At 62.0% G+C, this 25,342-nt stretch carries 28 protein-coding genes; 8 read left to right on the plus strand and 20 right to left on the minus strand.

Annotated elements, in window-relative coordinates:
• Positions 1 to 31: 31 nt before the first annotated feature.
• The 3 genes from holA to C4J88_RS23685 all read left to right on the plus strand — a co-directional run bounded on the left by holA (position 32) and on the right by C4J88_RS23685 (position 2,832).
• Positions 32 to 1,069 carry a DNA polymerase III subunit delta gene (gene holA, locus C4J88_RS23675; protein ID WP_124364548.1) on the plus strand — a complete coding sequence of 346 codons (1,038 nt, stop codon included), beginning with the start codon at positions 32 to 34 and terminating at the stop codon, positions 1,067 to 1,069.
• 210 nt (positions 1,070 to 1,279) lie between these two features.
• The gene (arfA, locus tag C4J88_RS23680) at positions 1,280 to 1,444 is read left to right on the plus strand and encodes an alternative ribosome rescue factor ArfA (protein ID WP_003176285.1); all 165 of its coding nucleotides are present in this window, start codon (positions 1,280 to 1,282) and stop codon (positions 1,442 to 1,444) included.
• Positions 1,445 to 1,506: 62 nt separating this feature from the next.
• Entirely contained in the window at positions 1,507 to 2,832 is a 1,326-nt protein-coding gene (locus C4J88_RS23685) for a lytic murein transglycosylase (protein WP_124408265.1), read from the plus strand.
• A 128-nt stretch (positions 2,833 to 2,960) separates the two neighbouring features.
• Here the strand turns inward: C4J88_RS23685 and C4J88_RS23690 are convergent, their stop codons facing one another.
• The 13 genes from C4J88_RS23690 to C4J88_RS23750 form a co-directional block, all read right to left on the minus strand.
• Positions 2,961 to 3,881, minus strand: a complete 921-nt coding sequence (locus C4J88_RS23690) for an LD-carboxypeptidase (RefSeq protein ID WP_124408266.1) — start codon at positions 3,879 to 3,881, stop codon at positions 2,961 to 2,963.
• Between the two features lie 151 nt (positions 3,882 to 4,032).
• The gene (gene lipA / locus C4J88_RS23695) at positions 4,033 to 5,034 is read right to left on the minus strand and encodes a lipoyl synthase (RefSeq protein ID WP_164484599.1); all 1,002 of its coding nucleotides are present in this window, start codon (positions 5,032 to 5,034) and stop codon (positions 4,033 to 4,035) included.
• A gap of 25 nt (positions 5,035 to 5,059) precedes the next feature.
• Positions 5,060 to 5,707, minus strand: a complete 648-nt coding sequence (lipB, locus tag C4J88_RS23700) for a lipoyl(octanoyl) transferase LipB (protein ID WP_124368475.1) — start codon at positions 5,705 to 5,707, stop codon at positions 5,060 to 5,062.
• Positions 5,707 to 5,982 carry a DUF493 domain-containing protein gene (locus C4J88_RS23705; protein WP_048724650.1) on the minus strand — a complete coding sequence of 92 codons (276 nt, stop codon included), beginning with the start codon at positions 5,980 to 5,982 and terminating at the stop codon, positions 5,707 to 5,709. The genes lipB and C4J88_RS23705 overlap by 1 nt, the downstream gene beginning before the upstream one ends.
• Before the next feature lie 84 nt (positions 5,983 to 6,066).
• The gene (locus tag C4J88_RS23710; protein WP_003237030.1) at positions 6,067 to 7,224 is read right to left on the minus strand and encodes a D-alanyl-D-alanine carboxypeptidase family protein; all 1,158 of its coding nucleotides are present in this window, start codon (positions 7,222 to 7,224) and stop codon (positions 6,067 to 6,069) included.
• A 177-nt stretch (positions 7,225 to 7,401) separates the two neighbouring features.
• Positions 7,402 to 8,406, minus strand: coding sequence for a septal ring lytic transglycosylase RlpA family protein (locus tag C4J88_RS23715; RefSeq protein ID WP_124408267.1), 1,005 nt, complete (start codon positions 8,404 to 8,406; stop codon positions 7,402 to 7,404).
• Positions 8,406 to 9,416, minus strand: coding sequence for a lytic murein transglycosylase B (gene mltB, locus C4J88_RS23720; protein WP_124364555.1), 1,011 nt, complete (start codon positions 9,414 to 9,416; stop codon positions 8,406 to 8,408). Before mltB ends, C4J88_RS23715 begins: the two co-directional genes overlap by 1 nt.
• A gap of 17 nt (positions 9,417 to 9,433) precedes the next feature.
• Positions 9,434 to 10,537: a rod shape-determining protein RodA gene (gene rodA / locus C4J88_RS23725; protein ID WP_065952056.1), complete on the minus strand. Its 1,104-nt coding sequence runs from the start codon at positions 10,535 to 10,537 to the stop codon at positions 9,434 to 9,436.
• Between the two features lie 31 nt (positions 10,538 to 10,568).
• Positions 10,569 to 12,467 (minus strand): penicillin-binding protein 2, encoded by a 1,899-nt coding sequence (gene mrdA / locus C4J88_RS23730; protein WP_124364556.1) that lies wholly within the window; start codon positions 12,465 to 12,467, stop codon positions 10,569 to 10,571.
• A 15-nt stretch (positions 12,468 to 12,482) separates the two neighbouring features.
• Positions 12,483 to 12,950, minus strand: a complete 468-nt coding sequence (gene rlmH / locus C4J88_RS23735; protein ID WP_003176297.1) for a 23S rRNA (pseudouridine(1915)-N(3))-methyltransferase RlmH — start codon at positions 12,948 to 12,950, stop codon at positions 12,483 to 12,485.
• A gap of 9 nt (positions 12,951 to 12,959) precedes the next feature.
• A complete protein-coding gene (gene rsfS / locus C4J88_RS23740) occupies positions 12,960 to 13,454 on the minus strand; it encodes a ribosome silencing factor (RefSeq protein WP_003176298.1) in 495 nt (164 codons plus the stop codon).
• Positions 13,455 to 13,523: 69 nt separating this feature from the next.
• On the minus strand, positions 13,524 to 14,168 hold the full coding sequence (gene nadD / locus C4J88_RS23745; protein ID WP_124408268.1) for a nicotinate-nucleotide adenylyltransferase: 645 nt from the start codon (positions 14,166 to 14,168) through the stop codon (positions 13,524 to 13,526).
• Positions 14,168 to 15,433, minus strand: a complete 1,266-nt coding sequence (locus C4J88_RS23750) for a glutamate-5-semialdehyde dehydrogenase (protein ID WP_124408269.1) — start codon at positions 15,431 to 15,433, stop codon at positions 14,168 to 14,170. Before C4J88_RS23750 ends, nadD begins: the two co-directional genes overlap by 1 nt.
• Positions 15,434 to 15,608: 175 nt before the next feature.
• Here C4J88_RS23750 and C4J88_RS23755 point away from each other — a divergent pair, with 175 nt between their 5' ends.
• Positions 15,609 to 16,292, plus strand: coding sequence for a DNA-3-methyladenine glycosylase (locus C4J88_RS23755; protein ID WP_124368482.1), 684 nt, complete (start codon positions 15,609 to 15,611; stop codon positions 16,290 to 16,292).
• Positions 16,293 to 16,438: 146 nt separating this feature from the next.
• A complete protein-coding gene (locus C4J88_RS23760; RefSeq protein ID WP_124408270.1) occupies positions 16,439 to 17,755 on the plus strand; it encodes a bifunctional DedA family/phosphatase PAP2 family protein in 1,317 nt (438 codons plus the stop codon).
• On the opposite strand, the gene C4J88_RS23765 is transcribed toward C4J88_RS23760, so the two are convergent.
• From C4J88_RS23765 to C4J88_RS23780, 4 genes are all read right to left on the minus strand, one after another.
• On the minus strand, positions 17,749 to 17,964 hold the full coding sequence (locus C4J88_RS23765) for a hypothetical protein (RefSeq protein WP_124408271.1): 216 nt from the start codon (positions 17,962 to 17,964) through the stop codon (positions 17,749 to 17,751). The two genes, C4J88_RS23760 and C4J88_RS23765, sit on opposite strands and share 7 nt — an antisense overlap.
• Before the next feature lie 101 nt (positions 17,965 to 18,065).
• Entirely contained in the window at positions 18,066 to 18,656 is a 591-nt protein-coding gene (locus C4J88_RS23770) for an LON peptidase substrate-binding domain-containing protein (protein WP_124408272.1), read from the minus strand.
• 21 nt (positions 18,657 to 18,677) lie between these two features.
• Complete coding sequence (locus C4J88_RS23775; RefSeq protein WP_124368486.1) at positions 18,678 to 19,394, minus strand: LrgB family protein; 717 nt, start codon at positions 19,392 to 19,394, stop codon at positions 18,678 to 18,680.
• A complete protein-coding gene (locus C4J88_RS23780) occupies positions 19,391 to 19,744 on the minus strand; it encodes a CidA/LrgA family protein (protein ID WP_124368487.1) in 354 nt (117 codons plus the stop codon). The genes C4J88_RS23775 and C4J88_RS23780 overlap by 4 nt, the downstream gene beginning before the upstream one ends.
• Before the next feature lie 180 nt (positions 19,745 to 19,924).
• Between C4J88_RS23780 and C4J88_RS23785 the strand changes: the two genes are divergently transcribed.
• The 3 genes from C4J88_RS23785 to C4J88_RS23795 all read left to right on the plus strand — a co-directional run bounded on the left by C4J88_RS23785 (position 19,925) and on the right by C4J88_RS23795 (position 22,876).
• On the plus strand, positions 19,925 to 20,380 hold the full coding sequence (locus C4J88_RS23785; RefSeq protein ID WP_124408273.1) for a MaoC family dehydratase: 456 nt from the start codon (positions 19,925 to 19,927) through the stop codon (positions 20,378 to 20,380).
• Positions 20,381 to 20,485: 105 nt separating this feature from the next.
• Positions 20,486 to 22,204, plus strand: coding sequence for a C13 family peptidase (locus C4J88_RS23790; RefSeq protein WP_124408274.1), 1,719 nt, complete (start codon positions 20,486 to 20,488; stop codon positions 22,202 to 22,204).
• 30 nt (positions 22,205 to 22,234) lie between these two features.
• Complete coding sequence (locus tag C4J88_RS23795) at positions 22,235 to 22,876, plus strand: oxidoreductase (protein WP_124408275.1); 642 nt, start codon at positions 22,235 to 22,237, stop codon at positions 22,874 to 22,876.
• Between the two features lie 137 nt (positions 22,877 to 23,013).
• Here the strand turns inward: C4J88_RS23795 and C4J88_RS23800 are convergent, their stop codons facing one another.
• From C4J88_RS23800 to mpl, 3 genes are read right to left on the minus strand one after another with little or no spacing between them, the layout of a single operon-like run.
• Positions 23,014 to 23,298: a YceK/YidQ family lipoprotein gene (locus tag C4J88_RS23800; RefSeq protein WP_124408276.1), complete on the minus strand. Its 285-nt coding sequence runs from the start codon at positions 23,296 to 23,298 to the stop codon at positions 23,014 to 23,016.
• A complete protein-coding gene (gene ubiX / locus C4J88_RS23805; protein ID WP_124364568.1) occupies positions 23,291 to 23,920 on the minus strand; it encodes a flavin prenyltransferase UbiX in 630 nt (209 codons plus the stop codon). The genes C4J88_RS23800 and ubiX overlap by 8 nt, the downstream gene beginning before the upstream one ends.
• A complete protein-coding gene (gene mpl / locus C4J88_RS23810; protein WP_124408277.1) occupies positions 23,917 to 25,266 on the minus strand; it encodes a UDP-N-acetylmuramate:L-alanyl-gamma-D-glutamyl-meso-diaminopimelate ligase in 1,350 nt (449 codons plus the stop codon). Before mpl ends, ubiX begins: the two co-directional genes overlap by 4 nt.
• Positions 25,267 to 25,342 lie beyond the last annotated feature (76 nt).

Genomic DNA, 25,342 nt, shown 5'->3' on the forward strand with positions numbered 1-25,342 from the left:
GGGCGCTCCTGGCGCCCCGTTCGCCCTGCCTATGAAACTCGCCCCCGCCCAACTCGCCAAACACCTGCAAGGTGGCCTCGCGCCTGTCTATATTGTCAGCGGCGATGACCCGTTGCTGTGCCAGGAAGCGGCCGACGCCATTCGCACGGCGGCGCGCCAGCAAGGTTTCGATGAACGCCAGGTGTTCAGCGCCGATGCCAGTTTCGACTGGGGCACGCTGCTGCAGGCAGGTGCGAGCATGTCGCTGTTTGCCGAAAAACGCCTGCTGGAACTGCGCCTGCCCTCGGGCAAGCCGGGCGATAAGGGCGCGGCGGCGTTGATGGAATATTGCGCGCGCCCTGCTGAAGACACGGTGCTGCTGGTCAGCCTGCCCAAGCTCGACGGCAGTGCGCAGAAAACCAAATGGGGCAAGGCGCTGGTGGAAGGCCCGCAGACCCAGTTCATCCAGATCTGGCCGGTGGACAGCAGCCAGCTGCCGCAATGGATCCGCCAACGCCTGTCACAGTCCGGCCTGTCGGCCACGCAAGACGCCGTCGAGCTGATCGCCGCCAGGGTCGAGGGCAACCTGCTGGCAGCCGCCCAGGAGATCGAAAAGCTCAAGCTGATGGCGGAAGATGGGCAGATTACCGTCGAAACCGTGCAGGGCGCGGTGGCTGACAGTGCGCGGTTCGATGTCTTCGGGCTGGTGGACGCGATCCTCAACGGTGAGCCGGCACACGCCCTGCGCATGCTCGAAGGGCTGCGCGGCGAGGGTGTGGAACCGCCGGTGATTCTCTGGGCCCTGGCCCGGGAACTGCGGGTGCTGGCTAACATCGCCTTGCAATACAGCCAGGGCACACCCCTGGACAAATGCTTCAGCCAAGCCCGACCGCCGGTGTGGGACAAGCGCAAGCCGCTGATGAGCAAGGCCCTGCAACGGCACTCGGCGCAACGCTGGGCGCAGCTGCTGCTGGAAGCGCAGCGCATCGATGCACAGATCAAAGGCCAGGCGGCCGGGTCACCGTGGATGAGCCTGAGCCGTTTGTCACTGTTGATGGCCGGCCAGCGCCTGGCGTTGCCTGCCGAGTAACCCATCTATCAGCAACACCGCGGAACAATGTGGGAGGGGGCTTGCCCCCGATAGCGATGTAACAGTCGATAAATCTGGTGACTGACACTCCGCCATCGGGAGCAAGCCCCCTCCCACATTTTGATTGTGTTTACAATTCTCAGGCTTTACAGCGCCGCAATATAGGCAGATTATTTTCGCCGCTCCACCCACCCGAACGAGAGAAAGATCATGAGCAAAAAGCCATCCAAGCATGGCCCGAACAAGGCCAAATCCATCATCGCCCAGCCACTGTTCCGCAGCCGTCAGGAACGCGCCGGCAAGGGCAAAGGCAGCTACCGCCGCGAAGCCTTCCAGTCTAATAGCTGGGAGGCTTCTTACTTTCTGGCTGCCTGAAGGCAAGCGCCCCTCTGGCATGATAAGGTCTGCACTGGATTTGTAACCCCCTGGACCTGTGCATGCCCTCTAGTCTTTCCCGTCGTTGGCACCTTCGCCAATTGATCGCTGCCTCCAGCCTCATTCTGCTTGTCGCCTGCGCGGAAAAACCCACCGCCGCGGATGCTCAACCCCTGCCCACGGTCAAGACCGTACCGGCCGTCGCGCCTGCCGTCGTTGCGCCGTTGGCGGTAGACAACCTGAACATCCAACCGACCCAGACCTTCGCCGAATGGCAGGCCGGTTTCCGTGCGCAGGCCCTGCAAGCCGGAATCACCGCCGACGTCTTCGATAATGCTTTCGCCGGGGTCAGCCCGGACATGGCGGTGATTCGCGCCGACCGCAGCCAGCCGGAGTTTTCCCGCCCGGTGTGGGAATACCTCGACGGCGCGCTGTCGCCGCTGCGCGTGCGTAATGGCCAGGCCTTGCTGGTCAAGTACGCCGATATCCTGCAGCGCATCGAAGAGCGGTATGGCGTCGATCGCCAGGCACTGGTCTCGGTGTGGGGCATGGAAAGCAACTTCGGCCAGTTCCAGGGCAATAACTCGGTGATTCGCTCCCTCGCGACCCTGGCTTATGAGGGCCGTCGCCCGGCGTTCGCACAGGCGCAACTGCTGGCGGCGCTGCAGATCATCCAGCACGGCGATATTGCGGCCGACCAGATGAAAGGTTCCTGGGCCGGCGCAATGGGCCAGACCCAATTCATCCCCACCACCTACAACACCCATGCCGTGGATTTCGACGGCGACGGCCGCCGCGATATCTGGAACAGCCCCGGTGACGCCCTCGCGTCCACTGCCCATTACCTGCAAAGCTCCGGCTGGCAAAAAGGCCAGCCGTGGGGCGTTGAGGTGCAGCCACTGCCAACGGGCTTCGACTACTCCCTGGCCGATGGTGGCATCCGCAAGACCGTCGCCGAATGGCTGCAACTGGGCATCCAGCTGCCGCCTGGCGCAAGCCTGCCAGCCAATGTCGACCAACTGTCCGCCGCCCTGCTGTTGCCGGCCGGCTACCGTGGCCCGGCGTTCCTGGTACTGGATAACTTCCGTGCGATCCTGAAATACAACAACTCGTCGTCCTATGCGCTGGCCGTTGGCCTGCTGTCGGAGCGATTTGGCGGCGGTGGCGTGATTCGCGGGAGCTGGCCGAAGGATGAGCTACCGCTGAGCCGCTCGCAACGCATCGACCTGCAGACGGCGCTCAGCGCCAAGGGCTACGACGCGGGCAATGCCGACGGGATCATTGGCGCCAACACACGCAAGGCGATTCGAGCGGCGCAGCAAGCGCTGGGCTGGCCGGCGGATGGGTATCCGACGGTGAAGCTGCTGGAGTCACTGCAGGGCCGATAGATTGGTTTATGGCGACTATCGCCATCGGGGGCAAGCCCCCTCCCACATTTGACCGCATTCCAAAGGGTGTACAGGTCCAATTGTGGGAGGGGGCTTGCCCCCGATGCGGTTTAGCAGGCGCCGAAAACTCAGCGGCTAAACACGACATCCTGCTCCAACACCACCCGCTGCTCCCCCGCATCCAAACGCACCAAAGCCCCCATCGGCAACGTCAGGTTCGGATCACAATGCCCGCTGCGCCAGCCAGACAGCACCGGAACGCACAGCGGTTCGAAGGTCTGTTTCAACAGTCTTTCAAGCCCCACCTGATCCACACCGGCCACATCCCCCACCAACACCCCCGCGACCTGGTCGAGTTTGCCTGCCAGGCGCAGGTGCGTCAGCAAGCGGTCGATGCGATAGAGCGGCTCGTTGATGTCCTCGATAAACAGAATGATGCCTTCAGCGTCAATGTCGTAGGCGGTGCCCATCACCGCCGCGATCATCGAGAGGTTGCCGCCCAACAAACGCCCGCAGGCGATGCCAGGCTCAATGGTGGTCAAGGGGTAGGCCACCGGGTGCGTCAGCAGGCTGCCGGCGCCAAGCTGGCCACGCAGCAGGCTGAACAGCGATGATTCGGTGGGGGGTTGCTTGCCACCGAGCAAGTCGGCATTGAGCATTGGCCCGTGGAAGGTGACGAAGCCCGCGTAGCGGTTGATCGCCAGGTGCAAGGCGGTGATATCGCTGTAACCCACGAACGGTTTGGGGTTGGCACGCAACAGGTCGAAGTCCAGCGCGTCGAGCAGGCGTGGCGTGCCGTAGCCGCCGCGCAGGCAGAAAATCGCGTCGATTTCGGGGTCGGCGAAGGCAGCATGCAGGTCGTTGAGACGCACTTGATCACTGCCGGCCAAGTAGCCGTCGCGCTCATACACACCCGGGAAAATGCGCAGTTCGTAGCCACGGGCGCGCATCCATTGCCCAGCTTTTTCAACGTCCAGCGCGGCAGGGCCGGCGGGAGCGATCAGGCCGATGGTGCCTTCGGGGCGCAGAGCGGGTACGGCGGCGGTCATGCACAATTCTCCTTAATATGACGCATAACGAAATGTGGGAGGGGGCTTGCTCCCGATGGCGGTGTGACAGCCAATACAGGATCGACTGATGTACCGCAATCGGGGGCGAGCCCCCTCCCACATTGGACCTGCGGCGTTACATAGCTCGGTGTTACGACACCAGGCTCGCCTTGACCAGCTTGGCCTGCTCGTCGGCGTGGTACGAAGAGCGTACCAACGGGCCCGAGGCCACGTTTTTGAAGCCCATCTTGTACCCTTCCTCGGCGAACCAGGCGAAGGTATCCGGGTGCACGAAACGCTGCACCGGCAAGTGGCTACGGGACGGTTGCAGGTACTGGCCCAGGGTCAGCATATCGATGTCGTGCTCGCGCATGCGCTTCATGACTTCGATGACTTCTTCGTCGGTTTCGCCCAGGCCCAGCATCAAGCCGGATTTGGTCGGAATGTGCGGCATCATCTGCTTGAACTTCTGCAGCAGGGTCAGCGACCACTGGTAATCCGAACCCGGACGCGCGGCCTTGTACAGGCGCGGAACGGTTTCCAGGTTGTGGTTGAACACATCCGGCGGCTCGGCGGCGGTGATTTGCAGCGCCACATCCATGCGGCCACGGTAGTCGGGCACCAGGGTTTCAAGCATGACGTTTGGCGACAGTTTGCGGATTTCGCGGATGCAATCGGCAAAGTGCTGGGCACCGCCGTCGCGCAAGTCGTCACGGTCGACCGAGGTGATCACCACATATTTGAGTTTCAGGTCGGCGATGGCGATAGCCAGGCTTTCCGGCTCGTTGACGTCCAGGGGTTTCGGACGGCCGTGGCCCACGTCGCAGAACGGGCAACGACGGGTGCAGATGTCACCCATGATCATGAAGGTGGCGGTGCCGCCGGAGAAGCATTCGCCCAGGTTCGGGCAGGACGCCTCTTCGCACACGCTGTGCAACTTGTGTTTGCGCAGCAGGGCCTTGATACGGTCGACTTCCGGCGAGACCGGGATGCGCACGCGAATCCAGTCAGGCTTTTTCGGCAGTTCGGTGGTCGGGATGATCTTGACCGGGATGCGTGCAACCTTCTCGGCGCCGCGCAGCTTGACGCCGGCTTCCACCTTGGCACGCGGGGCCGGGGCTGGACGCTCGGTAACGTCCAGCGTCGGGATCATGGTTTGCACAACATCAGTAGTCATATCAATCGATTCCGCCCGTCAGGGTCGTCTGCTCAGCATAGTCGAGGTGTTTGACGAGCTGCGCGCGCAGCCGGGCACTTACCTCGGCAAATTCTATGGGTGTTGCATGGTCGCTCAACTGGGTCATCGCCAGCCCGGCGTAGCCGCACGGGTTGATGCGCCGGAACGGGGCCAGGTCCATGTCCACATTCAGGGCCAGGCCATGAAAGGAACACCCGTGACGAATGCGCAATCCCAGGGAAGCGATTTTCGCGCCATCCACATACACACCCGGTGCATCAGGCTTGGCCGCAGCGGTCACGCCGTAACTGGCCAACAGCTCGATCAGGCAAGCTTCCATGCGGCTTACCAGGTCACGCACGCCAAACCCCAGCTTGCGCACATCCAGCAACAGATAGGCGACCAGTTGGCCAGGCCCATGGTAAGTCACTTGACCCCCTCGGTCGACCTGCACCACCGGAATATCACCCGGAAGCAGCAGGTGCTCGGCCTTGCCGGCCTGGCCCTGGGTAAATACCGGCGGGTGTTCGACCAGCCAGATTTCATCCGCAGCCGAGCTGCCGCGTTCGTTGGTGAAGCGTTGCATGGCGTGCCAGACCGGCTCGTAGGCCATCCGGCCGAGCTCGCGAAAGCCCAGGACCTGTGGCATCACAACACCATGTGCACGAAGCCGGTGGCCCGCAGTTCGCTGTTGATGTCGTAGAGCTGGTCTTGACCGATTGCAACGATGTGCAATTGGATCGTGGTGTATTTGCCTGTGGAGCTGGATCGTTCGTCCACACGCTGATCATTGATCGTCGCGTGCTTGCGCACAATCTCGAGGATCAAGTCTTTGCGGCCTACACCGGTATCGCTGATTATCTTGATGGGGTAGTCCACCACCGGGAATTCGATCTTTGGCGCCTTTACTTCGGTATCGGTCATGGCGTAACGGCCTCGTAAGCGGTAAGCCGTGGCGACGGCAAAGCCCCGCGTCGGATCAACGCGGGGCTTTGCAGGTGCACACAATCAGTTGAACAAGCCGTAGAAGAATAGACGGATGCTATCCCACACGCGGCGGAAGATACCACCTTCGTCGACGGCATCCAGTGCGATCAGGTCGGCGCTGTGCACCACCTTGTCGTCCAGTTTGACTTCGACTTTACCGATCACGTCGCCCTTGGCGATTGGGGCAACCAATTGCGGGTTCATGGTCATGCTGGCAGCGAGCTTTTTCAGCTGGCCTTTGGGCATGGTCAGGGTCAGGTCATCAGCCAGGCCGGCCTTGACCTGGGAGGTTGCGCCCTTCCATACCGGCGCGGTCGCCAGCTCCGTACCCTTCTGGTAGAAGGTCTGGGTTTCGAAGAAGCGGAAGCCGTAGGTCAGCAGCTTTTGCGTCTCGGCCGCACGGGCCTGCTCGCTGTTGGTGCCGAATACCACGGCGATCAGGCGCTGGCCATCACGTACGGCGGACGACACCATGCAGTAGCCGGCTTCGTCGGTGTGGCCGGTTTTCAGGCCATCGACGGTCTTGTCGCGCCACAACAACAGGTTGCGGTTAGGCTGCTTGATGTTGTTCCAGAAGAACTCTTTCTGGGAGTAGATGGCGTAGTGCACCGGGTCGACACGGATGATCGCGCGGGCCAGGATCGCCATGTCGTGTGCCGACGAATAATGCTCCGGATTCGGCAGGCCGGTCGGGTTCATGAAGTGGCTGTTGGTCATGCCCAGGTCGCCGGCCGTCTTGTTCATCATGTCGGCGAACGCGTCTTCGCTGCCGGCGATGTGCTCGGCCAAGGCGACGCTCGCGTCGTTACCGGACTGGATGATGATGCCGTGCAGCAGGTCGCTGACGGTGACTTGCGAGCCGACCTTGATGAACATCCGCGAACCACCGGTACGCCAGGCGTTCTCGCTGACGGTCACTGGATCGTTTTCGCCGATCTGGCCGCGACGGATTTCCAGGGTCGCGATGTAGGCGGTCATCAGCTTGGTCAGGCTGGCTGGCGGCAAACGCACGTCACCGCCGTTTTCGACCAGCACGTTGCCACTGGCGGCATCCATGAGGACCCAGGCCTTGGCGGCCAGTTGCGGGGAAGCCGGCACCATCTCAACCGCCCAGGCGGCCGGAGTGATGATCAGCGAGATAAGCAGGCACGTACGTTTGGCTAAGGTGGTGATGTTCATCCGTCTCTCGAAATTGCTTATGGAAACTTGCCCTCGCGGGCAAAACTATTCAGACAGCCCGCTTCCAGACTGTCACGTGTTCGGTTGCCCGCTCACCCCTTGCCCCTGGGTTTTATTGTTCAACGAGCCAACAACCAGGGCCCAGGCATGCGCCTGAACCTGCAGTCCTTTATTGCCTTATTCTGCGGTCACTACGCTGGGTTGCCCCAGGTTCGCCAGGCGTACGCTGTTCTGCACTTGCGCCACCTCGCTCGGCGAGCCGATCGGCCCCATGCGCACGCGGTGCAGGGTTTGCTGGTTACGCACGATGGAGCTGATGAACACTGGCGCGCTGACCATGCCGCTGAGCTTGGACCTTAACAGTTCTGCCGCATCCGGGTTGGCGAAAGCGCCCACCTGCAGGTACTGCCCGCCCACGGTGGAGGCACCGGGCGCGGCACGGGGCACGACGACCGTATCCGGCGCATGCTGCGCGGGCGGCGGCGTCCATTGTTCGATCTTGCCGGTCGATGCGGTCACTTGTGGTTGCGGGGTTTGCGGTTCGTTGAGCATCAACGGCGCCGGCTTGCCACGCTGGGCCCAGTATTGCGCCGGGTCGATGCCTTCGACCTTGACCCGTGCGGTACCGATTTCGGCGTAGCCGAGTTTCTTCGCGGCGGCGTAGGACAAATCGATGATCCGGTCCGAATAGAACGGCCCACGGTCATTGACCCGCAGGATCACCGTGCGGTTGTTGTCCAGGTTGGTCACGCGAACGTAGCTGGGCAGCGGCAGGGTCTTGTGCGCCGCGCTCATGCCGTACAGGTCATACACTTCGCCGTTGGCGGTGTTCTGGCCATGGAACTTGGTGCCGTACCAGGACGCCGTGCCGGACTGCACGTAGGTCTTGGAGTCCTGCAGCGGGAAGTAATTCTTGCCCAGCACGGTATAGGGGTTGGCCTTGTAGGGGCCGGAGTGCAAGGTCGGCGTGGCATCGGGGATCTTCGACACATCCACATCCCACCACGGCGCGCCATCTTTGTGCGCACGGTTGATGTCCAGGCCCGGCTGGGCGCGAACCACAGCGCCACCGGCCTTCTTGGCCGGCGCACGGTTCGGGCTGGTGGAGCAACTGGCGATCAGCAGGGACAACGCGGCGAACGCCACCAGCTTGAGCGGTTTTTTGAACGGCGATACCCGCATTACTTGTTGCCCCGTGCTTGAACCAGCTCGTCTGACAGCTGATGCACGGCCATGGCGTACATCACACTGCGGTTATAACGCGTGATTGCGTAGAAATTCTTCAGGCCCATCCAGTATTCCGGGCCATTTTCACCTTCAAGGCGGAACGCCGTCACCGGCATGTCATCGCGTGGCGCATTCTGACTCGACCAGCCCAGCGCTCGCAACTCCCCGACGGTCTTCACCGGGTCGATACCCTGGGTCAGGCCTTCGTCGGCACGCTCGCCCGTCACATCGGCGCGGACGACCACCGGTTCACCGCCGACCCAGCCGTGACGCTTGAAATAGCTGGCCACGCTACCGATGGCATCGTCGGGGTTGCTCCAGATATTGATATGCCCGTCGCCGTCGAAATCCACGGCGTAGGCGCGAAAGCTGCTCGGCATGAACTGCGGCAAGCCCATCGCCCCGGCGTACGAGCCCTTGAGAGTCATCGGGTCGACCTGTTCTTCGCGGGCCAGCAGCAGGAATTCGCGCAGCTCCTTGCGGAAGAACTCGGCGCGGGGCGGGTAATCAAAGCCCAGGGTCGACAACGCGTCGATCACCCGGTAACTGCCGGTATTGCGCCCGTAGAAGGTTTCAATGCCGATGATCGCGACGATCACCTGGGCCGGCACGCCGTATTCCTGCTCGGCGCGAGCCAGTACCGCCTCATGCTGGCGCCAGAAATCCACGCCCCTGGCCACGCGAGCGTCGGTGAGAAACATCGGGCGATATTCCTTCCACTGCTTCACACGTTCGGCGGGGCGCGAGATGGCGTCGAGGATCGCCTGCTTTTTCTGGGCTTCGCGAAACACGCCCATCAGTTGTTCACCGGCGAAACCGTAGTCGCGGGTCATCTCACCGACGAATTCGGCGACCTGAGGTGAGCCATCGTAGTCACCGGCCTGCACCTCTTGCGTTGCGCCCAGCAGCCCAATCAGGCCCATCCAGGACGCATGCCGAGTTGCCCAGCCGCGCATTACTTGCATTGACATCTTCACCTTATTCAAACCTGTGCGATCCATTTGCGATGCGTATGAATCGACATCAAAACCCCAAACGCTGACAGCAATGTCACCAGCGAAGTTCCGCCGTAGCTAATGAATGGCAACGGCACACCTACCACCGGCAGCAGGCCACTGACCATACCGATGTTGACGAAAACATAAACAAAAAAAGTCATGGTCAGGCTGCCGGCCAGCAACTTGCCGAACAGCGTCTGCGCCTGCGCGGTGATCACCAGGCCGCGCCCGATCAACAGCAAATAGATCAGCAGCAGCGCGCAAATGCCGACCAGGCCGAACTCTTCGCCCATCACCGCGATGATGAAGTCGGTGTGGCTTTCCGGCAGAAAGTCCAGGTGCGACTGGGTGCCCAGCAACCAGCCCTTGCCGAACACGCCGCCGGAGCCGATCGCTGCCTTGGACTGGATGATGTTCCAGCCGGTGCCCAGTGGGTCGCTCTCCGGGTCGAGGAACGTCAGGATCCGTTGCTTCTGGTAGTCGTGCATAAAGAAGAACCACATGGCCACGGCCACGGGCACGGCGGCGGCCAGCACGCTGAGAATCCAGCGCCAGCGCAAGCCCCCCATGAACAGCACGAACGCGCCGCCCGCCAGGATCAGCAACGAGGTGCCGAGGTCCGGCTGGCGCACGATCAGAATGAACGGCACGCCGATCAGCACCAGGCTGATCCCCACATGCTTGAGCTGTGGCGGCAACGTGCGCTTGGACAGGTACCAGGCGATGGTGGCCGGCATGAGAATCTTCATGAATTCCGACGGCTGGAAGCGAATCACCCCAGGGATGTTGATCCAGCGGGTCGCGCCCATGGCGTTGTGGCCCATCACGTCCACCACCACCAGCAGCAAAACCCCGGCGACATAACCAAGCGGTACCCAGCGCGCCATGAAGCGCGGCTCGAGCTGGGCGATCACCACCATCGACAACAGGCCCAGGCCGAACGAAGACGCTTGCTTGATCAGCAGGTCCCAGTTCTTGCCGCTGGCCGAATACAGCACGAACAGGCTGCCCGCCGCCAGGATCAGCAGCAGCACCAGCAGCGGGCCATCGATGTGCATGCGTTGCAGCAACGTCGCACGGCGACGCATCACATCTTCGCTGGAGAGGATGCGGTCAAAATTACTCTTCACGGGCCGTAACCTCGGGGCTTGAAGGGGGGCCGCCATATTCGGGCTTGAGCTTGCCATCGGCGGTCAGCAGCCAGGCGTCCATCACTTGACGCACCACCGGGGCCGCGACGCCGGAGCCGGACTCACCGTTCTCCACCATCACCGCCACCACGATTTTCGGGTCATCGGCGGGGGCAAAACCGACAAACAAGGCGTGGTCGCGGTGGCGTTCCTGAACCTTGGAGCGGTCGTACTTTTCACCCTGCTTGATCGCGACCACCTGGGCGGTACCACTCTTGCCGGCGATGCGGTACTGCGCACCGATCGCCGCCTTGCGCGCGGTGCCACGGGCGCCGTGCATGACCTGCTGCATACCGTGATTGACCTTGTTCCAGTCGGAAGGGTCGCGCAGCACGATGTCGGGGATCGGGTTCTCATCCAGCGGTTTCTCGCCCTCGATGGTCCTGGCCAGGTGCGGACGGTTCCAGATGCCCTTGTTCGCCACCAGCGCCGTCGCCTGGGCCAGTTGCAGCGGGGTGGCCTGCATATAACCCTGGCCAATGCCGAGAATCAGGGTTTCGCCGGGGAACCACGCCTGGCGGCGCGTCGCCCGCTTCCATTCCCGCGACGGCATCAGGCCTGGGGACTCTTCGAACATGTCCAGGGAGACTTTCTGACCGAGGCCGAACTTGCCCATGTAGGTCGACAAACGATCGATACCCAGCTTGTGGGCCAGGTCATAAAAATAGGTGTCGTTGGAGCGCATGATCGCGGTATCCAGGTCGACATAGCCGTCACCGGTGCGGTTCCAGTTACGGTATTTGTGATCGTAGTTGGGCAGCATGTAGTAGCCGGGGTCATAGACCCGACTCGACGCCGTGACCACACCCGAATCCAGGCCGGCAATCGCCACCGCCGGCTTGATGGTCGAACCCGGCGGGTACAGGCCGCGCAACACGCGGTTGAACAGCGGCCGGTCGATGGAATCGCGCAGCTCGGCATAGGCCCTGAAGCTGATGCCGGTCACGAACAGGTTGGGGTCGAAACTCGGTTGGCTGACCATGGCCAGCACTTCGCCGGTCTTCGGGTCCAGCGCCACCACCGCACCGCGACGACCGCCCAGCGCCATTTCGGCGGCTTCTTGCAGCTTGATATCCAGGCTCAGCACGATGTCTTTGCCCGGCAACGGATCAGTGCGCTTGAGCACGCGCAACACGCGGCCGCGGGCGTTGGTCTCGACCTCTTCGTAACCCACCTGGCCGTGCAGCTCGGGCTCGTAGAAACGCTCGATGCCGGTTTTGCCAATGTGATGGGTGCCGCTGTAATTGACCGGATCGAGGGTTTTCAGCTCTTTCTCGTTGATGCGCCCCATATAGCCGACCGAGTGCGCAAAGTGCGGCCCCTGGGGGTAATGCCGCACCAACTGCGCCACCACCTCCACGCCCGGCAAGCGGAACTGGTTCACCGCGATCCGTGCAATCTGCTCTTCGTTCAGCTCGAACAGAATCGGCACCGGCTCGAAAGGTCGGCGCCCCTGCTTCATGCGCTTCTCGAAAATGACTCGGTCTTCCGGCGTCAGCTGCAGCACCTCGACGATCACATCGAGCACCTGTTGCCAGTCGCCGGAACGCTCGCGGGTCATGCTCAGGCTGAAGCTGGGCCGGTTATCCGCCACCACCACGCCATTGCGGTCGAAAATCAGCCCACGGGTCGGCGGGATCGGCTGCACATGCACCCGATTGTTTTCCGACAAGGTGGAGTGATATTCGTACTGGATGACCTGCAGGTAATACAGGCGCGCGATCAGCACCCCGATCAGCGCCACCACCATGATCGCGCCAAATACCACGCGCGCACGTACCAGACGTGCGTCTTTCTCGTGGTCCTTGATGCGGATCGGCTGGGTCATCGGGAATGGCGCAGATTATTTGTGATAAGGATGCCCGGACAGAACTGTCCAGGCGCGATACAGCTGTTCACCGATCAGAATCCTTACCAACGGGTGCGGCAGCGTGAGTGCCGACAGCGACCAGCGCTGATCGGCCCGCGCACAGACTTCCGGCGCCAGCCCTTCGGGGCCGCCGACCATGAAGTTGACGGTGCGCGAATCCAGGCGCCAGCGGTCCAGTTCCACCGCCAACTGCTCGGTGCTCCAGGGCTTGCCGTGCACTTCGAGCGTAACGATGCGCTCGTTGGGCCCGACCTTGGCCAACATGGCTTCGCCTTCCTGACGGATAAAGCGCGCCACGTCGGCATTCTTGCCCCGGGTATTGAGCGGTATTTCCACCAGCTCCAGCGACAGCTCGGCAGGCAGACGCTTGGCGTACTCGTGCCAGCCCTCTTCCACCCACTTGGGCATGCGTGAACCGACAGCGATCAGACGCAGGCGCACAGCCGTTCCTTATTCCTGGTCTTTGTTGAGCTTGTCGAAGTGCGCGTGGCCCACTTCCGGGCTGTGGTGCTTGCCATCGGCGGCACGGCTCTGCTCGGCGCCTTTCCACAGACGCTCCAGGTCATAGAACTGGCGGGCGTTGGAGGTCATCATGTGAACGATCACGTCGTCCATGTCCAGCAGCACCCAGTCGCTGTCGCCCTTGCCTTCTTCACCCAGTGGCTTCACGCCTTGGGCTTTGACCGCTTCGCGAACCTTGTCCAGCATTGCGCCGATCTGGCGGTTGGAGGTACCGGTGGCGATGATCATGAAGTCGGTGATGCTCTGCTTGTCGCGCACGTCGAGCACCTGGATGTCCTGGGCTTTCACGTCTTCCAGGGCAGCCACGGCAACTTTTACCAGCTCTTCGCCAGCCAGTTCCGGACCAACGTGGGCTTCTACCGGCAGCGGCGCGCTCTTGAAGGTGCCTTTGCGCTTAACTTTGCTTACGTCTTTGTTCGTCATATAAAACTCGTTTTGCTCGTATGTTCGGGCGCTCGCTGCACGACGGTGCGTAGCGACAAGCGCGCCTTTTCAGTTCGACGCACGGTAAAATCCGTGCGCATCGATGTAGGCCAGGACCGCGTCAGGCACCAGGAAACGTACCGACTTACCGCTGGCCAGCAGTTGACGGATCTGGGTGGCGGACACCGCAAGCGGGGTCTGCCAGACGAATGCAATATTCCCGTTCGGCCCGGTCAGGGCCAAGGGGTCACTCACCGACCGCGCAGCCAGCAGGTTGCGCAAGGCATCCGGCGGTTCGCTGTCGGCATCCGGGCGTTGCAAAACCAGGATGTGGCAATGCTGGAGGAGTTCCTCCCAGCGGTGCCAAGAGGGCAGGCCGCAAAATGCGTCCCAGCCCAAAAGCAGAAACAACTGGTCATCGGCGGCCAGCTCGGCGCGCATCAGTTCCAGGGTGTCGACAGTGTAGGACGGTTTATCGCGCTTGAGCTCGCGATCGTCCACCACCAGCGGCGATATACCCTCCACGGCAACGCGCACCATTTCCAGGCGCTGTTGCGCTGACACCTGCGGCGTATCGCGATGAGGCGGCCGGAAATTAGGCATCAGGCGCAACTCGTCCAGCGCCAGGGCATCCGCGACTTCCAGGGCACTGCGTAAATGGCCGATGTGCACGGGGTCGAAAGTACCGCCGAGCAGCCCGATGCGTTTAGCCATCAAGTGCGCACGTGACCGTCGCCGAACACCACGTACTTTTCGCTGGTCAGGCCTTCCAGGCCAACCGGGCCACGGGCATGGAGCTTATCGGTGGAGATGCCGATTTCCGCCCCCAGGCCGTACTCGAAGCCATCGGCAAAGCGCGTCGAGGCGTTGACCATCACCGAAGCGGAGTCCACTTCATTGAGGAAACGCCGGGCATCGCTGAAATGCTCAGAGACAATGGCGTCGGTGTGCTTGGAACCGTATTTATTGATGTGCTCGATGGCCTGGTCCAGGTCGTCGACAATGCGGATCGACAGGATCGGCGCCGTGTACTCGGTGTACCAGTCCTGCTCGGTCGCCTCGATCACATCCGCGCCCAGCAACGCGCGGGTACGCTCACAACCGCGCAGCTCGACGCCCTTGTCGCGATAAATGGCGGCCAGCGGCGGCAGCACGCGCTCGGCGATGCCGGCGTGCACCAACAGGGTTTCCATGGTGTTGCACGGCGCGTAGCGGTGGGTCTTGGCGTTGTCGGCGATGCGGATCGCCTTGTCGAGGTCGGCGGCGATGTCGATGTAGACGTGGCACACGCCGTCCAGGTGCTTGATCACCGGCACCTTGGCGTCGCGGCTGACGCGCTCGATCAGGCTCTTGCCACCGCGCGGCACGATCACGTCGACGAATTCCGGCATGGTGATCAACGCACCAACCGCCGCGCGGTCAGTAGTTTCCACCACTTGCACCACCTCGGCGGGCAACTCGGCCACGGCCAGGCCCTGCTGAATGCAGGCAGCGATGGCACGGTTGGAGTTGATGGCCTCGGAACCGCCGCGCAGGATGGTGGCATTGCCCGACTTGAGGCACAGGCTCGCGGCGTCGATGGTCACGTTCGGGCGCGACTCATAGATGATGCCGATCACGCCCAGGGGCACGCGCATCTTGCCGACCTGGATGCCGGACGGCAGGTAACGCATATCGCGGATTTCACCGATGGGGTCAGGCAGCTTGGCCACCTGACGCAAGCCTTCGATCATGTCGTCGATACGCGCCGGGGTCAGCGCCAGGCGATCCAGCAGGGCCGGCTCCAGGCCATTGGCGCGGCCGTTGGCCAAGTCCTGTTCGTTGGCGGCGGTGAGCGCTGGGCGCGAAGCATCCAGAGCGTCGGCGGCGGCCAACAACGCGCGATTCTTCTGCGCAGTGCTCGCACGGGCGATCAACCGCGAGGCCTGACGGGCAGCGCGACCCAGGCGGGTCATGTAGTCAAGAACGGACTCAGTCATGGGTCAGGTAGTCTTGGCAAAGAGGAAAGCGGCAGATTATAGCTGTGACGCCGCCCGACTGACAGCGGTGAGGGGCGGATGGTCGAAATGAACTGTAAAAACCTGGGGTTCAGCGGTAATTAAGGTGGGAGTTGTTATGATTCCGTCACATTTAGCCGTAATTACCTTGAACGTTATGCCCACAATGACGCCCGAACTCCCTGCCAGCGCCCTCCCCGACAGCTTCTTCGACCGCGATGCACAGTTGCTCGCGCAAGAACTGCTCGGAAAAGTCATCCGTCATCGTGTCGGCGGAATTTGGCTTTCAGCCCGAATTATTGAAACCGAAGCCTATTACGTGGCCGAAAAAGGCAGCCACGCCTCACTCGGCTACACAGAAAAGCGTAAGGCTTTGTTTCTGGATGGCGGGCATATCTATATGTATTACGCCCGTGGCGGTGATTCGCTGAATTTCAGCGCCCATGGCCCGGGCAATGCCGTGCTGATCAAATCGGCGTATCCCTGGGTCGATGAAATTTCCGGCCCGGCGAGCCTGGCGCAAATGCTGTTGAACAACCCGAACCCCGACGGCAGCCCGCGCGCCGCGCAGAAACTCTGTGCGGGCCAGACGCTGCTGTGCAAGGCGCTGGGCCTGAAGGTGCCGATGTGGGATGCCAAGCGCTTCGATCAGGAACTGTTGTATGTGGAAGACGTAGGCCAAGTACCGACGCAGATCATCCAGACCACACGACTGGGCATCCCCAGCGGGCGCGATGAGCATTTGATGTACCGTTTCGTCGATGCTGGCTATGCGCCTTATTGCACACGGAACCCGCTGCGGCGGGGACAGGTCGAAGGCCGCGATTATTTTTTGATTTGATGCTCCATGTGGGAGGGGGCTTGCTCCCGATAGCGGTGTGTCAGTCAGACCATCTGATACTGACCCACCGCCATCGGGAGCAAGCCCCCTCCCACAGTTGATCATCAGCGTTTCAGCATATGCATTACAGAAATGGAGTGGAGTGTATGGGCCAATGGCTCGATAGCATTACCGGCTGGCTGACCCTGAACCCACAATGGCTGGCGGCGGCGGTGTTTATCGTTGCGTGCGTGGAATGCCTGGCCATCGCCGGACTGATCGTGCCAGGTACGGTGCTGCTGTTCGCGATTGCCGCACTGGCCGGCAGCGGCGCGCTGTCGTTGAGCGAAACCCTGCTGCTGGGATTCCTCGGCGGCTTATTGGGCGATGGGGTTTCCTACTACCTGGGCCGGCATTTCCACCAGAACATCCGACGCCTGCCCGGCCTTCGTCAGCACCCCGAATGGATGAATGGCGCTGAAACCTACTTCCATAAGTACGGCATCGCCAGCCTGTTGGTCGGGCGCTTCATCGGCCCGCTGCGCCCCATGCTGCCGATGGTGGCCGGCATGTGCGACATGCCGTTCCCGCGCTTCGCGGCCGTGAGCGTTATCGCGGCAGCGGGGTGGTCGGTGGCTTATCTGCTGCCGGGATGGGCCGCTGGCGCTGCGTTCCGCCTGCCATTGCCGGAAGGTTTCTGGCCGGAAGCAGCCATTGTCGCGGCCTGCCTGGCGGTGCTGCTGGGGCTGAGCTTGAACAGCAGCCTGCGCGGCCATCGTCGCGCGACCCTGTGGATTGGTTGCGCCAGCCTGACCTTGCTGGTCGCGCTGTTCATCGGCTACCCGCACCTCAACCATTTCGACCAGGGCCTGAGCGCCCTTGTGCAGGAACATCGCAGCCCGTGGCTTGACGAAGTAATGGTGCGCATCACCCAACTGGGCGAGTTCAAGAAAATGTTCGTGGCCAGCGCGGTGTTCACCGGCCTGCTGTTACTGGCGCGACAGTGGCGTCATGCCCTATTCGTTGGCGTCACACTGGCGGGAGCCGCCGTGATCAACACCGGCACCAAGCTCTTCTTCGCCCGTGGCCGCCCGGAAATCCTCACCGACCCGCTCACCAGCTTCAGCATGCCCAGCGGCCATGCCTCCGGCGCGTTTGCGTTCTTTCTGACCCTGGCGGTACTGGCCGGGCGCGGCCAACCCACGCGGTTACGCCTGACCTGGCTGCTACTGGGCTGCATACCCGCCGCGTTCATTGCCTTGTCGCGGGTGTACCTGGGCGCTCACTGGCCCACGGACATCCTGGCCGGCACGCTGCTGGCGATGACCGTCTGCGCGTTCAGCCTCAGCTTCAGTCAGTACCGCAGCCCCTTGCCCGCGATGACGCAAAAAGCCTGGTGGCTGGTGTTGCCCGCCGTGGTGGCCGTGCTCGGGTTTATTGCTTTTACCGGCACGTCCCATGCTTTGCTCAGGTACGCTTACTGATCCTTGGCCGGGCCGATCCACTCCACCGATGCCGAGCGGCGCTCAACGCAACGCTCGCGTCGCTCCAGCAGCATTTCATCAGCGATTTCAGCGGCGCGTTCGGCGATGTATTCCGGGCCCCGCGTGGCATCCTGCTGGAGGAATTGCGTGGTCACGCTGACAAGGTACGCGTCCCAGGCTTCTTGTTCCGAGGGTGTCAGCCGAATCATGGTCATCTCCGATCATTAGGGTGTGATCGGAAAATAGTGCAAGCCACGCTGCTGGAAGCAACGAAACAAAGTCTGAAAACCACGTCAGGGAAATCCGAATTTCAGGTGAATAATTCACCTTGCAACTCATCCAGCAGCATCTGGATCGCATCCAGCCGCTGCTGCGGATCGTCGAGTTGCAGCAGGTCGAGCTTGTCGGCCTCGGTGAACGGCAGCAGATACGCCAGCTGATTAGCCAGGGCCTGCTGGCCCTCGGCACGGGCGTCCATATCCAGCGAAGCGACCATCGGGTGCTCCGCCAATGCCTGCAGCAGCGCCAGCAGGTCGGCATCCTCTTCTTCCAGCGGCTGGTCCGGCAGCTCGTCGAGCCACTGCACCTCGGCCACCAGCAACTGGTCCTTGTGCACCTGGGCGTCACGTACGCGGAAACGCCGCCCGCCTTCGACACGAATGCCCAGCAGGCCGTTGTCCTGTTGCTTGAAGTCGCGAATCAGCGCCTCACAGCCAATCAGCGCATAGCCGTCCGGGGCCAGGCCGACTTCCTTGCCGTCAAGGATGCACACCACGCCGAAGCTTTCGCCCTTTTTCATGCAGCGGCTGATCATGTCCAGGTAGCGCGCCTCGAACAGTTGCAAATCGAGGGTGCAGCCAGGGAACAGCACAGTGTTGAGCGGAAACAGCGCCAGACTCATAAAGGTTTCCTTAAACCCGGTTCAAACGATCACCGACACGGCCAGCGGCAGGAACACCGCCGTGGCCACGCCCATCAGACTCATCGCCAGCGCCGCGAAGGCGCCGCATTCTTCACTTTCCTGCAGGGCCACCGAGGTGCCGACGGCATGGGCCGTCATACCCAGGGCCATGCCGCGTGCTTCGGGGCTGTGTACGCCCAGGCGCGACAGGAGCGCCGGGCCGATCATCGCGCCGACCACCCCGGTGATCAACACGAACACCGCGGCCAATGCCGCCACGCCACCGATCTGCTCGGCCACCAGCATGGCAATTGGCGACGTCACCGACTTGGGCGCCATGGTCATCAGCACCCTGTGTTCAGCGCCGAACCACCAGCCCAACACCACGCACAGGCCGGTGGCCAACACCCCACCTATCACCAGCGTAGTAAAGATCGGCCAGAACAATTGGCGAATCCGGCGCAGGTTCAGATACAGCGGCACCGCCAGGGCTACCGTCGCCGGCCCCAGCAGAATGCCCATGATCTCGGTGCTTTCGCGGTATTCGACGTAGCTCAGGCCGCAAGTGAGCAACACACCAATCACCAGCAACATGGAGACCAGCACCGGCTGCAGGAAGATCCAGCGGGTTTTCTCGAAAGCCGCCAGTACCAGTTGATAAGCACCCAGGGTGATGCCGATCCCGAACAGCGGGTGATGAATGACGGCCGTCCAGGCGCCCTGCCAATCGAACATCATTGGCCCTTCTCCTTGCGCTTGACCATCTGTTGCATCAGCACGCCGACGACGCCCATGGCGATGACCAGCGACAGCACCAGCGCGCCGACAATGGCCCAGAAGTCTGCAACGATGTCCTTGGCATACACCATCACGCCCACGGCCGGCGGCACCAGCAGCAACGGCAGATACCGCAGCAGGCTGCCGGCCGCCAGGCTCAGCGGCTCGCTGACTTCGCCGCGCCAGATCAGAAAGCCAAGCATCAGCAGCAGGCCGATGATCGGTCCCGGCAATACCGGCAACAGCAGATGATTGATCGCTGTGCCGATCAGTTGAAACAACACCAGCCAGGTCAGGCCACGTAACAGCATCCGCTTTCTCCCCCTTAAAGCCCGCGCGCATTATAAGCACGCCCGCCCTATGCTCCGGCATTCGCCAAAAGCATGTCGTTGACCGGGCCGATTGCCCATGATGATCTACATTGGTTCTCTGTATCCCATAAAAAACCCTCATCAGCGGGGGATAAAAACGATGAAACCAGGAGAGATGCAATGCCCCAGGTACCCGTAGCGCAGCTCAAAGAGTTTGTCGGCAAGGAACTCGGACGTTCCGAGTGGCTCACCATCGACCAGGCGCGCATCAACCTGTTCGCGGAGGCCACCGGCGATCATCAATTCATCCACGTCGACCCGGTCAAGGCGGCGCAAACCCCGTTCGGCAGCACCATTGCCCATGGGTTCCTGTCGCTGTCGCTGATGCCCAAGCTGATGGAAGACATCCTGATCATGCCCGAAGGCCTGAAGATGGCGGTCAATTACGGCCTCGACAGCGTGCGCTTTATCCAGCCGGTAAAGGTCAACTCCAAGGTGCGCCTGAACGTCACGCTCACCGATGTCCACGAGAAAAAACCCGGCCAATGGCTGTTCAAGGCCACCGCCACCCTGGAAATCGAAGGCCAGGAGAAACCTGCCTACATCGCCGAGTCGCTGTCACTCTGCTTCGTGTAGGACGCTGCCTGTGGTGAGGCAACAAACCTTGCCACAGTGTATGTAAATTTATGTATGAACCTCTCGGCTGCGGCATACTCGGCGCTCAATTATCCGGATCCCGCTATGCGCCCACTCGCTCCCCTTGCCCTTGCCCTGTTGCTCACCGCGTGCGGAGACGGCGAATCGCTGTTGCCGCCCGACGCGCGCCTGCCCGATGGCGGCCGCTACCGTGGTGATGTGGTCAACGGCTTGCTGCAAGGCCAGGCCCGTGTCGACTACCCCAACGGCAGTTGGTACGCCGGCGAGTTCGATAAGGGCCAGTGGCATGGCCAGGGCGAATGGCATGGCAGTAACGGCGAAGTCTATCAGGGCCAATTCAAGCAGGGCCTGTTTGACGGCCAGGGCCGCCTGACCACGGCGGGCAGCAGCTACGTCGGTGGTTTCAAGAACGGTCGACGCAACGGCGAAGGCACCCTCAAAGAGGGGCAGATGACCTACCGCGGCGAATTCAAGGACGACCAGTACTCCGGCCTCGGACGCCTGGAGCTGGCCGACGGCAGCCAATACCAGGGCCAATTCGCCCACGGCAAGCCCAATGGCGAAGGCCAGCGCAACGACGACAGCGGCAATCAGTTCAGCGGCCACTTCGTCGATGGTCAGCTGGAAGGCAACGGCACGTTCAACAGCGCGGATGGTGATATCTACGTCGGCCAATTCAAACAGAACCAGCTCAACGGCAAGGGCCGCTATGAAAACGCCGACGGCGACGTGTGGATCGGCCAGTTCAAGGAAGGCGTGCTCAGCGGCAAGGGCGAATTGATCGGCGTCGATGGCAGCCACTACGTCGGCCAGTTCATCGATTGGCGCTTTAGCGGCGAAGGTCGCCTGAACCTTACCGATGGCAGCTTCTATATCGGCGGCTTCGACAGCGACAGCTACCAGGGCCGCGGCACGCTGGTGCTCACCGATGGCACGGTTCAGGCCGGCACCTGGGTCAACGGCATGCGCGTGCGCGATGCCGAGGGCAAGCTGCTGCCCGACCCACTGGAAATCGGCGTATTGGCCCAGGGTCGCTTGCTGGCTGACGCCCTCGCCGCCGTGCCCGCGTCTACGCCTGCCATCGAGCTGTACACCCTGGCACTGGCCGGTGACGGCAAGCAAAGCGTATTCCTGCGCGAAGCCGATTACGTCAGCAATATGCTCGCCACCCGCTTCGGTGCACATGGGCAGATTCGCCTGGTCAACCACCGCGACCATATCGCCGACCGCCCCATGGCCACCCGCGAAAATCTGCGCCGTGCCGTGCAAACCCTGGCCGAACGCAGCGGGCCGGAAGACCTGGTGTTCATCTATATGACCAGCCACGGCACTCATGAACACGAACTGGTGCTGGACCAGCCGCGCATGGAACTGGCCGACCTGCCGGCCGACGAGCTGGCCGCCGTGCTCGCGCCGCTGAAAAACCGTGACAAGATCATCGTGATTTCCGCCTGTTACTCCGGCGGATTCATCCCGGCATTGAAGGATGAGCGCACGCTGATCATGACCGCCTCGCGCGCGGATCGCGTGTCGTTCGGTTGTTCAGAAGAAGCAGACTTCACCTACTTTGGTGATGCCCTTTTCGCACAAGCTTTCAGCCAAACGGACGATTTGCAACAGGCGTTCAAACTGGCACAACTGCACGTGGCCGAGCGCGAACAGGCGGACAATTTCGAAGCCTCCGAACCGCAGATCTGGGCCCCCAAGGGCGTGATCGCCCATTGGCAATTATTACGCAAACAGCAGGCACGAAAGGCGCTCGAAAGCGTCTCAATGAATAGCAAGGAAGCCAAAGGCAACTAAGCTGTAACGTGTAACAAGGGGGGAAACACAATGTACCTGACACCGCAGCATATCCTGCTGGCCGGAGCCTCTGGCCTCACCGGCGAACACTTGCTGGACCGCCTGCTCAACGAACCCACCGTGACCCGCGTACTGGCACCCAGCCGCAAACCACTGGCTGAACACCCGCGCCTGGAAAACCCGGTGGGCGACCCGGCCGTGATCCTGCCACACCTGAGCGGCCAAGTGGATATCGCTTTCTGCTGCCTGGGCACTACGATCAAGAAAGCAGGTTCGGAAGCGGCGTTCCGTGCGGTCGACCTGGACCTGGTGGTGACCTTCGCCAAGCGCGCACGGGAAATGGGCGCGCGGCACCTGATCGTGATCAGTGCGATTGGCGCCGACCCGAAATCCTCGGTGTTCTACAACCGGGTCAAAGGGGACATGGAGCAGGCGTTGAGAGCACAGGATTGGCCGCAACTAACGATCGTGCGGCCATCGTTGCTGTTGGGCGAAAGACTCGAGCCGCGTCTGGCCGAACAACTGGCCGGGCCGCTGTCACGCCTGATTCCGGGCAAGTACCACGGCATTGAAGTCTGCGAACTGGCCCGCGCCATGTGGCGCCTGGCGCTGGAAGAGCAGGACGGATTGCGCGTGGTGGAGTCGGATGAGCTGCGCAAGCTCGGCAAATAAAGTCTACACAGCAACAAATGTGGGAGGGGGCTTGCTCCCGATCGCGGTGGGTCAGTCGCCTGATGGGTTGCCTGAACCACTGCTATCGGGAGCGAGCCCCCTCCCACATTTGGTTTTGTGTTGCCATTAACGTCGAGTTATAGCCCGCCCGTGGCGTTGAAGCCCACACCCAGCACCGTCAACGCCGACAGTGGCAACAACAGGGTGTCGAGCAGCGCACTGGCCGGCAGGTCGATATGCGGATAACGCGGGGCCTCGGCGCCGAACCGGTCCTTGGCACAACAGCCTCCATTGATCGCATACAGGTCCAACCGCGTACCGGCGTACACCACCGGCGCGCCAGGTTGCGCGGCATCCAGCGTGCGAGCGGTGGCGCAGCCCGCCAATAGCAGCGCCAGCACGACCAACAGCGCCTTATTCATCGCCGCTCAAGTGATGCTCGCCCCAGCGTGGCAGCATGTCTTGCGGGATATTAAGCAAGTTGAGAATACGCGCCACCACAAAGTCCACCAGATCATCGATGGTCTGCGGCTGATGATAGAAGCCTGGCGATGCGGGCAATATGGTCACGCCCATGTTCGACAACTTGAGCATGTGCTCCAGATGGATGCTCGAATAGGGCGCTTCACGCGGCACCAGGATCAACTGCCGGCGTTCCTTCAAGGTCACGTCCGCCGCGCGCTCGATCAAATTATTACAGGCGCCCGTGGCAATCGCCGACAGCGTGCCGGTGGAACAGGGCACCACCACCATCGCCGCCGGCGCACCGGAGCCGGAAGCGACCGGCGACATCCAGTCCTCTTTGCCATAGACCTTGATCTGCCCCGCCGCCGCGCCGGTGTATTCGGTGAGGAAGGCCTGCATCATCTGCACCTTGGCCGGTAATGCGACATCGGTTTCAGTCGCCATCACCAACTGCGCCGCCTTGGAGATCAGAAAATGCACCTCACGGTCTTCACGCACCAGGCAATCAAGCAAACGCAGGCCATAAGGCGCACCGGAGGCGCCGGTCATCGCCAGGGTGACGCGTTCCGGGCCGCTCACTTGAGCGCCTCGGCCAGTTTGCCGTGCAGGCCGCCGAAGCCGCCGTTGCTCATGATCACCACGTGGGTGCCCGGCTTGGCCAGGTGCTTGACGTGCTCGATGATGCCCTCCAACGAGTCACAGACGGTTGAAGGCACACTGCACCGCGCGGCGATCGCCGGCAAGTCCCAGCCCAGGTTGGCCGGTGCATACCAGACCGCCTGGTCGGCGCTATTGACGCTTTCCGGCAGGCCATCACGGTGCGCCCCCAGCTTCATGGAGTTGGAGCGCGGCTCGACGACAGCAATGATCTGCGCATCACCGACGCGTTTGCGCAGGCCGTCCAACGTCGTGGCAATCGCCGTGGGGTGGTGGGCAAAGTCATCGTAGATGGTAATCCCATTCACATCGGCGACCTTTTCCATGCGCCGCTTAACGCTCTTGAATGCGCTCAATGCCGCGATACCCATGGAAGGCACCACCCCCACATGCCGCGCAGCCGCCAGGGTGACCAAGGCGTTGGCGACGTTATGCTGGCCGGTCATGTCCCACTCGACCGTGCCTTGGGGTTGGCCTTCGAACAGCACTTCAAACCTGGAACCGTCGTCACTGAGCAATTTGACCTGCCACTGCCCGCCCGCGCCGGTGGTTTGCACCGGAGTCCAGCAGCCCATCTCGATCACGCGCTGCAACGCCGGTTCGGTGGTCGGGTGAATCACCAGCCCTTCACTTGGAATGGTACGCACTAGGTGGTGGAACTGCCGCTCGATGGCCGGCAGATCCGGGAAGATGTCGGCATGATCGAATTCAAGGTTGTTCAGGATCGCCGTGCGCGGACGGTAGTGGACGAACTTGGAGCGCTTGTCGAAGAAGGCGCTGTCGTACTCGTCGGCCTCGATCACGAAGAACGGCGTCTCCCCCAGGCGCGCCGACACCGAGAAGTTCTGTGGCACACCGCCAATCAGGAAACCCGGGCTCATGCCCGCATGCTCCAGCACCCAGGCCAACATACTGCTGGTGGTGGTTTTGCCGTGGGTGCCGGCAACCGCAAGCACCCAGCGCCCCTGCAGCACATGGTCGGCCAGCCACTGGGGGCCGGAGACATACGGCAAGCCTTTATTAAGGACATACTCGACCGCAGGGTTACCGCGGGACATGGCGTTGCCGATCACCACCAGATCGGGGACCGGGTCGAACTGCGCCGGGTCGTAGCCTTGAGTCAGCTCAATGCCCTGAGCTTGTAGCTGAGTGCTCATGGGCGGATAAACATTGGCATCGGAGCCGGTAACGTGATGGCCCAGCTCTTTGGCAAGTACCGCCATCGAGCCCATGAACGTGCCGCAGATACCCAGAATATGAATGTGCATAGTTGACCTCGTAAATCATCGAGGCAGGTTAGCGCAGGGAGTAGGAAATGGCACTCTTTAGGTCACTCTGCCAAGT

It is taken from the genome of Pseudomonas sp. R4-39-08 (assembly GCF_003852275.1).
GTDB lineage: Bacteria > Pseudomonadota > Gammaproteobacteria > Pseudomonadales > Pseudomonadaceae > Aquipseudomonas.